Annotated in this window: 15 protein-coding genes; 6 read left to right on the forward strand and 9 right to left on the reverse strand. The window is 46.0% G+C overall.

Translation table 11 applies throughout. From position 1 onward, the window contains the following. The first annotated feature begins 134 nt into the window (after positions 1–134). Both ACPW7J_RS08980 and ACPW7J_RS08985 read left to right on the forward strand, forming a co-directional pair. Positions 135–1,592 (forward strand): alanine/glycine:cation symporter family protein, encoded by a 1,458-nt coding sequence (locus tag ACPW7J_RS08980; RefSeq protein WP_425755030.1) that lies wholly within the window; start codon positions 135–137, stop codon positions 1,590–1,592. Between the two features lie 2 nt (positions 1,593–1,594). After that, on the forward strand, positions 1,595–3,193 hold the full coding sequence (locus ACPW7J_RS08985; protein WP_425755031.1) for an amidohydrolase: 1,599 nt from the start codon (positions 1,595–1,597) through the stop codon (positions 3,191–3,193). Positions 3,194–3,260: 67 nt separating this feature from the next. Here the strand turns inward: ACPW7J_RS08985 and ACPW7J_RS08990 are convergent, their stop codons facing one another. Further along, the gene (locus tag ACPW7J_RS08990) at positions 3,261–3,770 is read right to left on the reverse strand and encodes a helix-turn-helix domain-containing protein (RefSeq protein ID WP_425755032.1); all 510 of its coding nucleotides are present in this window, start codon (positions 3,768–3,770) and stop codon (positions 3,261–3,263) included. Positions 3,771–4,209: 439 nt separating this feature from the next. On the opposite strand from ACPW7J_RS08990, the gene ACPW7J_RS08995 reads away from it, so the two are divergent. Then, the gene (locus ACPW7J_RS08995) at positions 4,210–4,446 is read left to right on the forward strand and encodes a hypothetical protein (protein ID WP_425755033.1); all 237 of its coding nucleotides are present in this window, start codon (positions 4,210–4,212) and stop codon (positions 4,444–4,446) included. Between the two features lie 12 nt (positions 4,447–4,458). Further along, positions 4,459–4,674, forward strand: a complete 216-nt coding sequence (locus tag ACPW7J_RS09000; RefSeq protein ID WP_425755034.1) for a DUF3791 domain-containing protein — start codon at positions 4,459–4,461, stop codon at positions 4,672–4,674. Between the two features lie 88 nt (positions 4,675–4,762). Here ACPW7J_RS09000 and ACPW7J_RS09005 read toward each other — a convergent pair whose 3' ends face one another. The 5 genes from ACPW7J_RS09005 to ACPW7J_RS09025 all read right to left on the reverse strand — a co-directional run bounded on the left by ACPW7J_RS09005 (position 4,763) and on the right by ACPW7J_RS09025 (position 9,903). Next, positions 4,763–5,338: a hypothetical protein gene (locus tag ACPW7J_RS09005; protein ID WP_425755035.1), complete on the reverse strand. Its 576-nt coding sequence runs from the start codon at positions 5,336–5,338 to the stop codon at positions 4,763–4,765. Positions 5,339–5,419: 81 nt separating this feature from the next. Next, positions 5,420–5,866, reverse strand: coding sequence for an iron-containing alcohol dehydrogenase (locus ACPW7J_RS09010; RefSeq protein ID WP_425757517.1), 447 nt, complete (start codon positions 5,864–5,866; stop codon positions 5,420–5,422). 40 nt (positions 5,867–5,906) lie between these two features. Then, positions 5,907–7,649, reverse strand: coding sequence for an AMP-binding protein (locus tag ACPW7J_RS09015; RefSeq protein ID WP_425755036.1), 1,743 nt, complete (start codon positions 7,647–7,649; stop codon positions 5,907–5,909). 80 nt (positions 7,650–7,729) lie between these two features. Next, complete coding sequence (locus tag ACPW7J_RS09020; RefSeq protein WP_425755037.1) at positions 7,730–8,401, reverse strand: pentapeptide repeat-containing protein; 672 nt, start codon at positions 8,399–8,401, stop codon at positions 7,730–7,732. 530 nt (positions 8,402–8,931) lie between these two features. Further along, on the reverse strand, positions 8,932–9,903 hold the full coding sequence (locus ACPW7J_RS09025; RefSeq protein ID WP_425754926.1) for a DDE-type integrase/transposase/recombinase: 972 nt from the start codon (positions 9,901–9,903) through the stop codon (positions 8,932–8,934). Between the two features lie 533 nt (positions 9,904–10,436). Here ACPW7J_RS09025 and ACPW7J_RS09030 point away from each other — a divergent pair. Together ACPW7J_RS09030 and trpS are read left to right on the forward strand one after the other, a co-directional pair. Then, the gene (locus ACPW7J_RS09030) at positions 10,437–11,675 is read left to right on the forward strand and encodes a phenylacetate--CoA ligase family protein (protein WP_425755038.1); all 1,239 of its coding nucleotides are present in this window, start codon (positions 10,437–10,439) and stop codon (positions 11,673–11,675) included. 26 nt (positions 11,676–11,701) lie between these two features. Then, positions 11,702–12,682 carry a tryptophan--tRNA ligase gene (trpS, locus tag ACPW7J_RS09035; RefSeq protein ID WP_425755039.1) on the forward strand — a complete coding sequence of 327 codons (981 nt, stop codon included), beginning with the start codon at positions 11,702–11,704 and terminating at the stop codon, positions 12,680–12,682. 152 nt (positions 12,683–12,834) lie between these two features. On the opposite strand, the gene ACPW7J_RS09040 is transcribed toward trpS, so the two are convergent. The 3 genes from ACPW7J_RS09040 to ACPW7J_RS09050 form a co-directional block, all read right to left on the reverse strand. Further along, positions 12,835–13,518 (reverse strand): carboxymuconolactone decarboxylase family protein, encoded by a 684-nt coding sequence (locus ACPW7J_RS09040; RefSeq protein ID WP_425755040.1) that lies wholly within the window; start codon positions 13,516–13,518, stop codon positions 12,835–12,837. Between the two features lie 20 nt (positions 13,519–13,538). Beyond that, complete coding sequence (locus ACPW7J_RS09045) at positions 13,539–13,976, reverse strand: cupin domain-containing protein (protein WP_425755041.1); 438 nt, start codon at positions 13,974–13,976, stop codon at positions 13,539–13,541. Positions 13,977–14,182: 206 nt separating this feature from the next. Then, the gene (locus tag ACPW7J_RS09050; RefSeq protein ID WP_425755042.1) at positions 14,183–15,112 is read right to left on the reverse strand and encodes a LuxR C-terminal-related transcriptional regulator; all 930 of its coding nucleotides are present in this window, start codon (positions 15,110–15,112) and stop codon (positions 14,183–14,185) included. Positions 15,113–15,218: the final 106 nt, after the last annotated feature.

The following is a 15,218-nucleotide window of genomic DNA, read 5'->3' on the forward strand; positions in this document are numbered from 1 at the left end:
TCTTGCAATCCCTTTTTCCTTTTATCATCAAATTCCTACTGTTTTTTGTTGGCATACTTCTTGCTTTATCATAAATTGCGCGCAATTAAATGATAATAAATTAAGAAAAGAAAGGTAAAAATAAGGTAAAAACTATGTTTGCACTCTTTGAACAGTTTACAAATTTTCTCTATGGGTTACCGCTTCTGATCGTCATTCTGGTCACGGGCATTTATCTGACCCTTCGCACCGGCTTCTTCCAGTTCCGGCATTTTGGACATATTGTAACCAGCCTCTTCAAAAAAGACCGTCGCAACGGCGGCGCAGACGACAAGAAAAAACTAACGCCGTTTCAGGCAATTTCCATCGCTATCGGCGGTACAGTGGGCGTCAGCAATATGAGTGGTGTTGCAACTGCTATCGCAACAGGCGGTCCCGGCGCACTGTTCTGGTTATGGGTTGCTGCGCTTCTGGGCATGATCATCAAAATGGCAGAAGTTACCCTGGCTGTTTATTACAGAGAATCTACTCCTGACGGCGGATTCCACGGCGGTCCTACCTACTACATGGAAAAAGGTCTGGGCAAAGAAAAAGGCTTTAAATTCTGGAAAATTTTTGCTGTGATCTTCGGCGGCTGCATCTTTATGACATGGTTCATCACATTACAGAACTATACGGTATCCGAGGCAGTCGGCAATACATTCAATCTGCCGCTGATCGTACCATCTGTAATCTACGTCCTCGGTATTTACGTCGTTATCATCGGCGGAATCAAAAAGGTCGGCGTTGTAGCCTCCTATCTGACACCGATCATGTGCAGTTTCTATATCATTGCCAGCATCATCATTCTATTGGTCAATGCAAGTGAGCTGCCACATACCTTTGCAATGATTTTCAAGGGCGCATTTACAGAGCAGGCCGCCTCCGGCGGATTCCTTGGCGCTACAGTCGCTTATGCCATGAGATTGGGATTTGCCCGCAGCGTCTACAGCAACGAAGCCGGCTGGGGTACTTCTCCGATGGTACATGCGACTGCCAACACAGATCATCCAGTAAAACAAGGACTGCTCGGCGCTTTCGAGGTTTTCATGGATACCATCGTTGTCTGCTCGCTAACAGGACTCGTCGTTATCGTAACTGGTTTCTGGGACAGCGGTCTGCAGGGTGCAACCTTGACGCTGACAGCTTTTGAATCCTCCGTTGGTTCCTTCGCAAGAATCATGATCGCTATCAGCATCTTCCTCTTCGGCATGACCACCTCCACCGGCTGGTTCACTTACTATCAGGTCATCCTGGATCATGCCTTAAAAGGAAAAGAAAAAGTAAAGAATATTGCCTCCAAAATCTTTTTAATCGGCACGCCGCTGTGGGGATTCATTGTAACAGTATTGACCGTATACGGAAACGGTACGCCTGCACAGCTTTGGGTCATCGCGGATTTCACAACTGTATTCCCAACCTTCTTCAACGTGGCAACCCTGTTCCTGCTCAGCGGCACATTCTTCAAGCTTCTGAAGGACTACCGGGCGCGTTATCTAGGCGAAGGAAAAATCGACCCGAATATGCACCTGTTCTATGAGGATAAAGAAAAAGCACAAAAAAAGGACGCATAAACATGGATACACTATTTTACAACGGAATCATCAGCACATTGGATGCAAAAGACACCATAGCAGAAGCCGTCGGAATCACCGATGGACGGATTACCTTTGTGGGTTCAAACGATAAAGCTGCCACACTTTCCTGTAAAGAACGCATTGACCTTGCAGGAAATATGATGCTGCCCGGCTTCGTAGACAGCCATCTGCACATGCTCCACTACGCTTTCGTGGAAAAATCTGTAAAGCTTTTCGATTGCCGCAGTGTGCAGGATATGCTGAACGCTGCCGCAGAAAAGCTTTCCCAAAGAAAGGAACAGCCGCTGTCATGGCTGTTCTGCCGAGGTTGGAACGAGGAGCTTTTTGATGTGCCCCTTTACCCGGATAAAAGCCAGCTGGACGCTCTAGCAGACGACATTCCCATTATCATGGTCAGAGTCTGCGGCCACACTGCAGTGTGCAACTCCTGCGGCCTTGCAAAGCTGAAACAGATCAAAGAATACCCCGACATCTGCCGCGATGTGGATGAGGAACACGGGATTCTAAAAGAAAACGCGGTTCAGTTTTTCTATTCTGTTCTGGACGCGCCTACGCAGACAGAAGTGGAAGAATACATCAAATTCGGCATCCAAAAGCTGAACGAAAAAGGCGTCACCGGCATTCAGTCCGATGATCTGGCTTCTCTGCCGGGTAAAAACTGGCGCCGCATTATGTCCGCATTCAAAGCGCTGGACAACCGTGGTGAAATGCAACTTCGTATCTATGAACAATGCCTTTTTGAACGCTTTGAAGATTTGAAAGTTTTTCTGGAAGAAGGCCACCGAACCGGTCAGTGCGGCAAGCATTTTACAATCGGTCCGGTCAAGCTGCTGCAAGACGGCTCTTTAGGCGCAAGAACTGCCGCTCTGTCACATCCGTACAAAGGTGAGCCTGATAACACCGGACTGCTCATCTACGAGCAGGAAGAACTAAATGAAATCGTCGCTTACTGCGATAAGCATCAGATGCAGATCGCGGTACACTGTATCGGAGACAGAGCCATGGATATGGTCATCAAAGCCATGGCTGCCTCCCCTTACCGAAAAGACAATCCAAAGGATCGCCACGGCATCGTTCACGCACAGATTACCAGTCAGAAGGTGCTTGATGATATGAAAGAAAACCATGTCATTGCTTATATTCAGCCTGTATTTATTGATCTGGATATGCATATCGTAGAGCCGCGCGTTGGCAAAAATCGCATGGACAAAGTTTATGCCTGGAAATCTATGCTGGACATGGGCATCCCCGTCTCTGGCGGTTCTGATGCGCCTGTGGTCAGCTTTGATGTATTGGAAAACATCTACTTTGCCGTAACACGAAAGGATATTCATGGCAATCCGTCGGAAGGCTGGCTGCCTGCGGAAAAACTTACCGTAAAAGAAGCAGTCAGATTGTTCACCAAAGACGCCGCCTACGCGTCCTATTCGGAGGATGTAAACGGCACCATCGAACTGGGCAAACACGCCGACCTGGTTGTGCTTTCTCAGAATCTGTATGAAATTGAACCTGACGCCATCAAGGATGTACAGGTAGAAATGACCATATTAGATGGAAAAGTCATTTACAAAAAATAAAGTGATGAAAAAAGACCTCATACCGAAAAATATGGGGTCTTTTGCTCTGTACTGCAGCCAAAACCGTTCATTCTTTTTTCCTTGTCAAGATAGCCCCGGCAATCACGCCAATCAGGAGGATCGGCGCACATCTGACAAACAGCCACTCAAAGGAGTGAAAAACTACGCCGAAAACAGCAGTTTCAGGATCGTCATAGTTCCACCCCAGGTAAGGGCTGTTCCATTTGATTAAGACCGCATAAATAATTACAGTGATTACGCCCAGTGAGATGAAAAGGCAGTGCAGAATCCTTCTCCTCGCTTCTTTTCTTTGTGCGAACTGCATGTTTATCATCTCCAGTTTTGCAGAAATTGCTTTTAAGTCTTCTGCTTCCGGCAAATCCACAGCTTCCCCAAGCAGAGTGCTTACCGATGTTTCAAGGGCTTCCGATATGGAAATCAGCATGTCGGAATCAGGCACTGACAATCCCTGCTCCCATTTTGAAATGGTCTGCCGCACCACATGCAGCTTGATCGCAAGATCTACCTGGGAAAGTCCTTTTGATTTTCTGATAGCTTTTATATTTTCGTTCAGCATTTGTCATAACCACCTTTCTTTCAATTGTTATCACAATTGTAACAAGAAGTGCCCGCTATCGCAAGCAACATAAATTAACATGCGGGGCGAAACCATTCCTATTGAAGATTCCAAAGGGTGAAAGCAGCAAATTTATAAAATATCACACAAAGCGATTGGTAATTTCGTAAAGGGTGTGGTAAAATATAAATAATTTTATATTATGGAAGTACTGACCTTGTAGATAAACCCGAAATCAGAAAACGAGAAGTGTTTTTAGATTTCGGAGCAGGATTTATCAGTCTATTCGACTTTTTGAAACAGGTGCCTATGACGCAGAATATACTGTTAAAAAGCTCAAGACCGAAGTTTTACACGATCAATGGACTTTACATACAGACCAGGCATTGTCTTACTTGAAGTTTATTGAATGGAAAGAGATAAAATAAGGAGGCACATCATGAAGCAGGAACAGTTCACTGCAATCATGCCTTATATCAGTGCGGATTTAGTCTCTATGATTGCAGAAAAGCAACGCATCGCAAGCGCAGATGCTATCACGAAATTATATGCGTCTAAACTTTACGAAACCCTTGAAAATGAAGCAACAAAAGTGTGGCAGTACAGTACCGAAATGCTCTATTCCTTATTTGAGCAGGAAGAAAAAACGGGAAGTATTCAGTTCCCTGATGTATAAGGAGTAATTCTTATGAGTAAAGAAATGAAGTTTACGGCTCTTTGCCTTGAAAGCTATAAATTGCACCGAGGTTTGTCTGGTAAAGAGGTCGCCAGACTTTTCAGCGACTATGGTGTGTTTGATTATATTTATGAGTTCTACGATGTACTCCACACCACGGGATATGACTATATCAACAACGATATCGATCTTTATCTAAAATCCCGCGGCGCGGTAATTTCAGTATGATTTTAAATTGCAAATCAAGAAACCTATTGAAAGAATCGAATAGGAACTGACAGGCAGTCCCTACTGATTTATCTTATGTAATCTACGACTATAAAGCTTTTTTATAAATTTCCAGCACGTCGGCAGCGGTCAGCGGCACATAGGTATCGGTCAGATCTTTCTCCACTCGCTGTGCCATTTCATCAAGCTTTTCCTCGCCGATGCCTACCTCCCGCAGCGTCTTCGGAAGCCCCATAGCATCAAAGAAGGCACGGGTCTTCTCAATGGAAAGTCTCGCGATTTCTTCTGTCTCTTTATGCGGACTGATGCCCCACACATTGCGTCCGTACTCCGCAAATTTTTCCATCGTTTCATCCGAAAGAACTTTTTCCATCCAGATCGGCGTCAGAATGGCAAGTCCCTCGCCGTGGGTAATGTCGTAATACGCCGCCAAAATATGCTGCAGCGGATGCACGCTCCACGGCACATCGCTTCCGTAAGAAAGCAAACCGTTGATCGCAAGGCTTCCCGCCCACATCAGATTGGCTCTGGCCTCGTAATTCTCCGGTTCTTCCAAGGCAATCGGTCCGTACTGGATGCAGGTCTTTAATACCGCTTCACAAAGTCTCGCCTGCAGAAATGCATCCTTTTCCTTTGTAAAGTACACTTCCAGCACATGGCTCATAATATCCGCCCTCCCGGAAGCAGTCTGCCGCCTGGAAACACTGTACGTATAGGTCGGATCCAAAATCGAAAAAGCAGGATTCTAAAGTTCACTTGCCGCATCCAGTTTTTCGTTGGTTTCAAAATTGGTGATGACCGCGTATCCTTCCATTTCCGAGCCAGTCGCCGCGATGGTAAGCACTGCTGTAATCGGCAGAGCCTCTTTCATCTTGGTTCCATCCAGCACCAGATCCCACGCAGGTCCGTCGTATTTCGCCGCAGCAGCCACTACTTTGGCGCAGTCGATGGCGCTGCCGCCGCCTACGGCAAGGACCGCATCGATGTTGTTTTTCCGGCAAATGTCCGCGCCTCTTTCCACGGTTTCCACTCTCGGATTCGGTTCCACACCGGAAAGCTCAAAATATTCGATTCCGGTTTCGCCTAAGATCTTTGTCACTCGATTGAAAATGCCGTTCTTTTTAATGCTTCCGCCGCCATATACCAGCAACACCCGCTTTCCGAATTGGGCAATATTAGAAAGCTTTTCAATCTACCCTTTGCCGAAATATATTTTGGTCGGAATGGAATAATCAAAGTTCTGCAAACAGCGCCTCCAGTTCTCTTTCTATCTGCTTGATTTCTTCGTTTCTCTTGGTCTTCTGGGTCGTCGTCTTAATGGTCGGATTCTCGGAAAGGTAATATTTCTTCACCATCTTGTACGCCGGCATGGTATCGTTGATTTCCGTCATATCTCGGTCAAGCTGCGCCTGTAAATCAGAAAGGGTCATATTCTGTTCGGCGAGATACCCTTTGTCGTAAACCACCTTTGCCCAGAGCACCACGTCGTTCGCCTTGTTTCTGGTAAAGACCATGCTCTCCTCTACATACGGCAGCACGTTGATCAGATTTTCGATTTCCTCCGGATAAACGTTCTTTCCGTTCTTCATGACGATGACGTTTTTCTTGCGGCCACAGATAAACAGATACCCTTCTTCATCGAAGTAGGCAAGATCGCCTGTGTGCAGCCAGCCGTCCATGATCATCTCGTCGGTGGCTTCCTGGTTATCATAATAACCCAGCATCACATTGTCGCCGCGCACCACAAGTTCTCCGATGCCTTCCTCATTGGCATCTACAATCTTCCCCTCTACGTTAGGCATCAGCTTGCCGCAGGAGCCCGGTTTCAGATAACGGTACGTTTCGCTGGAAATGGTCGGCGCAGTCTCGGTCAAACCGTAGCCCTGCACTGTGAGAATGCCGAAGTCATTGAGACCCTTTGCCACTACCGGATCGAGGGCTGCCGCGCCGTTGATGATAAAGCGCATTCTGCCGCCCAGCTGATCGATGATATCCTTAAACAGTTTCCGCCGGACATTGATGCCAACCTTCTCTGTCAAATCACAGATTTTCAGAGCCGTCTGCACCTTGCCGGTCTTCCCCTGCTTTTCGATGCCTTTCATAATCTTCTTGTACATATTTTCAAGAAGAAGCGGCACGCTCATAATGACAGAAACACCGTATTCCTGCATGTTGGCGCTTACATATTTAAGTCCTTCACAGAAACAGTTTTTCATGCCCTGGGATAGGAAAGTCAGAAGTCCGCTCATACCATAGCAGTGATGCAGCGGCAAAATCATCATATTGACATCGTCAGGGAAGAACAATTCCTCGCAGTTCATGCCGTAGTTGCAGCTCATAAAGTTTCTGTGAGACAGCATGACCGCCTTGGACTGCTGCGTCGTGCCCGAAGTAAAGAGCAGATAATGCATCGCGTCCGGATCAATTTCGGCGTCCAGATATCTGCGGTCGCCACCCTCTACAAGAGCCTGCCCCTGATCCAGCAAATCCATTAAAAGCACACCTGTCTTCGGCTGAAAATCCATCGCTACAATCATAGAAAGACTTGTAGATTTTTCCTCAAAGATTTCTTCGATGATACCGGCACTCTTTTTATCGTAAAAAACAGCTTCCGCCTTGCTTCGGTTCAGGCAACTTACGATTTCCTCTTTCTGCAGCGCTTTGTCAAGGGGCACAGTCACGCCCACGCCGCAGCTTACGGCAAAGTACGCCAGACACCAATTATAGCTGTTTTCTCCGATGACCGCAATCCGCTTATCTTTGTAACCGCAGTCGATCAGCGCTGTACCCAGATGCCCCATGGTCTCAAAGAGCTTGGCATAGGTGGTGTTGATATAGTTGACTTCTTTGGTCTTCTTGTTCTTGATTTTCGTCACAAACGCCACTTTACCTGCGTATTTTTCGGCAGAGGTGCGAAGCAGGTCACGCAAGTCCGTAAACTCGTGGAATTTCTTTTCTAATTTATAATCTTTCATAGTATTCTTCCTTCTGTACGATCATAAGTTTTCTAAATTATAGCATATCACGTTCCACAGGCAGTGTCAAACGTCACAGTCTATTCTTTTATGACAATTCCCAGCATTCTAGCCAGCTCCGCCGCCTGAAAAAGATTGACTTTGGCGCCTTTCAGTTCCCCATTTTCCGTGGAAACCCGAATTCCCTCGAGTATGCACGTCGTAAAATCAACGTCCTTTAATTTCGTCTTAAAAAACTCCGTTCCGATGCACTGATTCTTGTCCATCTGCAGCTTCTTGAATTTACAGTTTGCAAAAAAGCTTTCTGTCAAATCGCAGGACGCGATACTGCATTCTTCCAGCTTGGATTCCGTAAAATTTGCCATGGTCATGGCGCAATCCGTAAAAGACGTATGACTGATTTTGCACTGACTGAAATCTGTTCCTACCAGCTGACAGTTATCAAAATGAGTTCGGTCAAGCCAGCTTCCCGCAAAACTGCATCCCGGCAGCTGGCAATTCTTAAACAGAACATTTTTAAAGTCCGCGCCCTTAAAGCGGCAGCGAATCAGCGTACAATTTTCAAAAAGAACCGTATCAAAATTCAGTCCGCCAAAGTCTTCTTCCTCCATATGTTCTCCGCTGAAGCGGGTCTGCTCTATGTCACGCTCTTCTTCCCTGCACCTGGATGCGCATGTATAAAAATCGCTGTCAGCATCGGGCAGCTTGGGTAGCTGCGGCAAATAGAGATTCGATTGTTTTGTCTTTGTCATTGATACCCTCCGTCTTGTTTCAGTTTGCAGCCACCGCAGCTACAAACGCTATCAGGTTTCTTCGTCTTTTCATTATATCAAACCGAACAAATCTTTACAACTCTAGTACGGCAGATCTTGTGTAACACTGTTTCTGACACAATCAATGCAATTTTGGGTGCAAAGTGTCATTTTTGATTTTTCGTTTTTGGCAAATCTGACACAATGGGCGTGATTTCAACTCAAATGTGTCAGATTCTACGATTAAAGCTGGTTATATATCATGCGGCTCAAGGATTATTCTTCCTAAAATTTACAAAAAAGTAAATAATACGCGTTTTGATTGATGTTATTATATAATATTCTCAACTATATTTTGACACTTTTGAGGCAAAATAACGGGTAATGTGTCACTTTTCCAAAAACATATGTTTCAAATCTGACACTTTCCCGTCGTTTTTTCGCATAATGTGTCAAAAAGGCAATTCCCGATGGCTTTTTTTAAAAAAATTCTGTTGTTTTGTCAATGATGTGACACCAAAAAGGGAGCATCAATTTGACGATATGGTATCATGAGAATGCAATTCTAAAGATGCCCTTTTCTCCAAAGGTGTAGCCCACCCAAGGACTGGTTTAGGGGTGTTGTTGTAACGTTTTAGATAGCGGAGCATCTGCACTTTTAAATCTTCATAGGAGTAGAAATACAGGTAATTGTAAAATCGCTCCTGGTCCAATCGATGGCTGCGTTCTACTTTGCCATTGTGTCTTGGTGTGTGTGGACGAATCAGCTTGTGGGTAATGCCAAGTTCATCACAGAGTTTATCCATCGGATGTAGTTTTTTGTAGTCTTTTGGATAAGTAAATTCAGCGCCATTATCCGTTTGAATCATTTTTGGTGTATATCCAAAGAATTGGATAGCGCGCTTTATGAAATTAACGGTAGAATAAGAACTCTGTTCTTTATATGGGTAGAGGAAGCGCTGTCTGGAAGCTTCATCTATGATTGTATATTGATAAAATTTGTCAGGCATAGAGCCAGTATAGCAGGCAGAGGGCACATATTTCACATCCATCTGCCACTTTTCACCAACAGCCTGAGGAGTCGCATAAGGCTTTGGAGTATATTTGTTAGTGGGAGTCACTTTTTGCTTGGTATACCCTAGCCGAGAAAATACACGGTAAAGAGAGCCGGGATGCCTGCGATACCCTTTGGAAGTACGTAATTTTCCATAGATTTCGCAGACGGAGGCGTGGGGATTGCGTCTGTGCAAATCACGAATCCACTTGAGTTCCTCAGTGGTATGAGAAGAAGGATGAGGCGTTTTGGGTCTGTGAGAATGATCCATAAGGGACTCTTTCGTACCATCAAAGCGTTTGTTCCAGCGCATAAGGGAAGATTTAGATATATGGTAGCGCCTGCAGACAAAGGCGACGGACTGACCGCTGCGATAAAGATTCACTGCGTAAAAACGGGTAGAAATTTCATGTGGCAAATATCGTTGAGTTTGTGTTATACTGTTCATGACGATAGGGTTCCTTTCAGATATGTTTTTTGTGGTGATTAACATTCTAACAGATCCTATCGTCTTTTTCTATAGGCAAGTGTCACATCAATTGTAACTCTACACCGATGGCTTTTTTTAAAAAAATTCCCCCTTGACGCAGTCTGCCCTTTGTGCTAATATTTTTTCATACGAATTTCATATGAGACAAACCGTTGACCAAGAATAGTAGCAGGCAGAGGCTATCCACAGAGAGCTGCAGGTGGTGGGATTGCAGTGACAGGCATGCCGTGTGAATGGACTTGGGAGGGCGACCGGAACCGCCCGGCTGACGATACATTGCAAGCCGGCGCGCAGTATGGAAGACGGGTTCGACCGTAATATCGAAGGACATATGATGGTATGTTCAGAGTGGGCTTATTCGTGAGGATAGGTCAATTAGGGTGGTATCGCAGAAGTTACAGGCTTTTGTCCCTAGCGGGGCGAAAGCTTTTTTGTTTATCAGAAATCCTTTCTCGCCCTCCAGACGAAAAAGAAAGACGAGGTAAACACCAATGAAAATGAATGACACACAATTCCGTTTGATGAAACAGCAGCTGCAGAGAGTCACCGCTTTTTCCGGCAATCTCTATCAGAAAAAGTACGCAGGCATTGACATCAGCGCCGTAAAAACCCAGGAAGACTTTGAGGCGCTGCCTTTTACCGAAAAAGAGGATCTCAGGGACTGCTACCCGCTGGGCATTCAGGCAGTGCCTGACAGCGAAATCGTTCGTATCCATTCCTCCTCCGGCACCACCGGCACACCGATTATCATCCCTTACACACAAAAAGACGTAGAAGACTGGGCAATCATGTTCGCCAGATGTTACGAAACTGCCGGCATTACCAATACGGACAGAATTCAGATTACGCCGGGCTATGGTCTTTGGACTGCCGGCATCGGTTTTCAGCTGGGTGCGGAAAAACTGGGTGCGATGACCATCCCCATGGGTCCCGGCAACACGCCGAAGCAGCTTCGCATGATGCAGGATTTAAAAAGTACCGTCCTCTGCGCCACTTCCTCCTATGCCCTTCTTCTGGCCGAGGAAATCGAAAAACAGGGTATCGGCTCCAATATTCATCTGAAAAAAGGCGTCATCGGCTCCGAACGCTGGGACGATAAAATGCGTGCCCGTATCGCAACAGAGCTGGGCATTGAGCTTTACGATATTTACGGACTCACCGAAATTTACGGACCGGGCATCGGAATCAACTGCTGTCGCGAAACGCCGATGCACTACTGGGATGACTATCTTTATATCGAAATCATCGACCCGCAGACCGGAAAAAATGTACCGGACGGAGAAACCGGTGAGATCGTCATCACCACCCTGCGCAAAGAAGGCGCGCCGCTGATTCGCTACAGAACCCACGACCTTTCTAGAATTGTACCGGAAAGCTGCAGCTGCGGCTTGAAATTTCCGCGAATTGACCGTATAATAGGAAGAAGCGATGATATGGTAAAAGTGAAAGGCGTCAACATCTATCCGGGACAAGTTGAAGATATTCTAAAGAATATCCCGGGCGTCAGCAGCGAATACCAGATCACCATCGACCACGTGAGCGGTAAAGATGTGCTGATTCTTTCCGTCGAAATGGAAAACGGCACAGATACCGCTGCTGCCGAACAAGCCATCGGCACCGCCTTTAAAACGAAAGTCGGTCTGGGTATCACGCCAAAAGGTGTGGCTATGGGCAGCCTGCCCCGCAGCGAAAAAAAGACAACGAGAATTTTTGATTACAGAAATAACTAAGTACATACATAATGGAGGTTTTCAACATGAAACGAGTATTTTCCGGCGTACAGCCGACCGGCAACATTCACCTTGGCAATTATCTGGGCGCGCTCAGACAGTTCGTGGAACTGCAGGAGGATCACGAGTGCATCTACTGCATCGTCGACCTGCATGCGATCACCGTAGCACAGGACCCAAAAGTGCTGAGAGAACACATTCTCGACGTAGCGGCTCTGTATCTTGCAGTTGGCGTTGATCCAAAGAAATCCATCGTCTTCGTGCAGTCCGATGTTTCAGCCCACACAGAGCTTTCCTGGGTGCTAACCTGCAACTCCTACACAGGAGAACTTTCCAGAATGACCCAGTTCAAGGCAAAAAGCCACAACAAAGAATCCGCGCCGACAGGACTGTTCACCTACCCTCTTCTCATGGCGGCAGATATTCTGCTCTACGACGTCGACGTTGTACCTGTCGGCAACGATCAGAAGCAGCACATTGAGCTGACCCGTGACATCGCCATCAGAGTCAACAACACCAAGAAGAAGACCTTTGTGGTGCCGGAAGGACGCTATCTGAAGGAAGGCGCCCGCATCATGGCGCTGGACGATCCGACTCAGAAGATGAGTAAATCCGCAGAAAACATTCACAGCAGAATTTCTCTGTTGGACGACCCTGCAAAGATCAAAAAATCCATCATGAAAGCAACCACTGACTCAGAAGGCGTGGTTCGCTTTGATCCGGAAACGAAGCCTGGCATCAGCAACCTGATGAATATTTATGCCGTGCTGTCCGGCAAATCTTTAGACGAAATCGAAAAGGCATACGAAGGCAAAGGCTACGGCGATTTCAAGAAAGATCTGGTAGTAGTCGTCACAGACGCGCTGGCTCCGATTAAGGCGAGATATGAAGAAATCCGTCATTCCGATGAGCTGATCGAAATCTTAAAGGACGGCGCAGAAAGAGCAAATGCCATCGCCCGCCCTGTGATGCAAAGAGTCAAAGCCAACTTCGGTCTGGGTCTGTAATAAGAACCCCACCCTTCCTCGAAGCTTTGCTTCGGGTGGGTTCCCGGGAACCTTGTTGTTCTTTGACAATAAAAAACAAGTTGTGCATGAGGCGTCATCCGCTTCGATGCACAACTTTTTTTCTTGCATATATTTCATCAAACCGATACAAATCATTCCGCCGCCTTGTTTACACAGGCAATTGCGTTCAGGCTGCGAGGATATCCAATATACGGCAGACACTGGGATACCACACGAATCAGAAAATCTTTGTCGTTTCTCAGATGCATGTTCCCTTTCGCATGAGCCGTAAGCTGCAGCTCACAGCCGCCCTGCGCCATCAGAAAACAGAACGTAATCAGCTCCCGCTCCTTTAAATCAAGACCTCCTCGCGTATAATAATCGCCAAAGCAGTTTTCTGCCAACCACCGGTTGATATGTCCCTGCCGATAAGCTTCCTTCATATGCGAACCGAAAATTTCCACCTGCGACGCGACGCCCTTTTCCAGTCTGTTTTCCGCTGTCACCGTCTTCTGACAGGCAAGAGGAAGCGCGATCTTTTGCCCAGAAAAGACCTCATTGACGACCTCCAAAAACGGCAGCGCTCTGCCGATGCCTAAATAATCCACCGCCTGATACACCAGTTCTTTGACGGCGATAGGCGTAAGTCCTGCTACAAGAGCCCTCGGAAGTACGCTTCGAAAAATCTCCGTGCTCTGACAGCCCAGCAGCGTCGCCAAAACAGCAAGATACCGCGTTTCCGGCTGAAGTTCACAGCCCGGTTCATTGATTACAGTCTCCCCTGCGAAATGTTCCAGAATTTCCATCAGTTCAGGATCTGTTTCATCATAATTCATTAAACGCCACCTCCTGCCATCTATTTCAATGCACTATAAGCCGCATCATCTACAGGCTCGCACCATTCATTCTCTGTCTCTTCACCCGGTACTTCCACTGCGATATGGGAAAACCAGCTGTCTGCTTTGGCGCCGTGCCAATGCTTGACTTCCGGCGCGATGGTAATCACCATGCCTGGTTCCAGACTGACCGCCTCTTTGCCTTCTTCCTGATACCAGCCGCTTCCTGCCGTACAGATTAAAAGCTGTCCGCCGCTCTTTTTCCCGTGATGGATGTGCCAGTTGTTCCGGCATCCCGGCTCAAAGGTTACATTGGCTAAAAAAACGGCGGTCTCACCGGGCACAGTCAGCGGATTTAAATAGGAGTTTCCCACAAAGAACTGGGCAAAAGCGCTATTCTCCTGTCCCAGACCGAAGACATTCTTTTTTTCAAAAGCTTCTCTGCAGCTAATTTTCATCTTTATCATCCTCCTTGGTTCACATCGTGATTCAGTATGCTTTCATTATATGTCCGCCCTCAATAAATGTCTAATACCTATTATAAATCAAATACCATGCTTATAACGCATATCACGATCCGCTGGACTGATAATGGCGGATTCCAAATCGCCAAAACAGCCACGCTGGCTGCCCAAAATCCATATAGGGTCCAATTCATCAATGGTTATTGAATTTCTCGAATTAAATTCACCGCCTGTACACGATTTTCCGCACCAAGTTTTTTATACAGTCTGTGATTATGCACCTTTACTGCGCTCTCTGACATATCCAGCTCCCCTGCAATTTCCAAGTTACTCTTTCCTTCCACTAACAGTCCTGCAATCCTCTTTTCTCTGTCACTGAGATTGTAACGCTGTCTCAGCTTTTCCAAATCAGTTTCTGTCTTTAGTGCGGAGTTTTCCGATGCATTACAGGATTTCCAGACAAAGTACAAATTAGTGCTACTAAGAATCACCCATACGAAAATGGAGGAAATATCCTCCGCAACCAAATAATTTCCACCGGCCCTGTAATGCACCGCTATCAGACTGTCCGCCATCCACGATATCAAAAAAACGATATCATAAATGACAATGACTACCTGATTCAGCTTTTCCGCGCCTGCATAAATCCTGATAGTATACCGAATACTGCAGAAGACAGCATAGAGCCATATCGGTGTCTGAATTAACAGATAGAAATTATAGTACGTATGCATAGACATATCAATCAGATCTGTCTCAGTGGAAACCTCCAAAAACAAGCTGGACAATATAAGTAAGCAGAAAAACGGGCGTACCCAAGCTTTACGTATTTCTCCTGCAAATTCCCGTTCAAACTCTATAAAATAATATCCCAGAATCAACCAGAAAACCACGGTGACTACATACAACACATCCATGGAAACCCCAGGCTTAAATTTCCAAAAAAAGAATTCCAAAAAATTGGCTAGATTAAGAAATACAATCAAAGAAAAAAAGACAGTCGCTGTATTTCCTTTGATGTTTCCTCCAATCACATCTATATTTTTTCTCTTTAAAAGTATCTGAATCGCCAGCGCCGCAACACCCAGAAGCACTGTAAACCCATAGCAGAGTGCGATAATTATCCCCATATTTTTCTCCAAAAGTAGTATTACTCTATCAGTATATCACGATATACAGCGAAAAACCAGAGAGAAGCTCTGGTTTTCGCCTTGGATTTTATTTACTTAATATTTA

This window comes from Ihubacter sp. rT4E-8, from assembly GCF_049852125.1.
GTDB lineage: Bacteria > Bacillota > Clostridia > Peptostreptococcales > Anaerovoracaceae > Senimuribacter.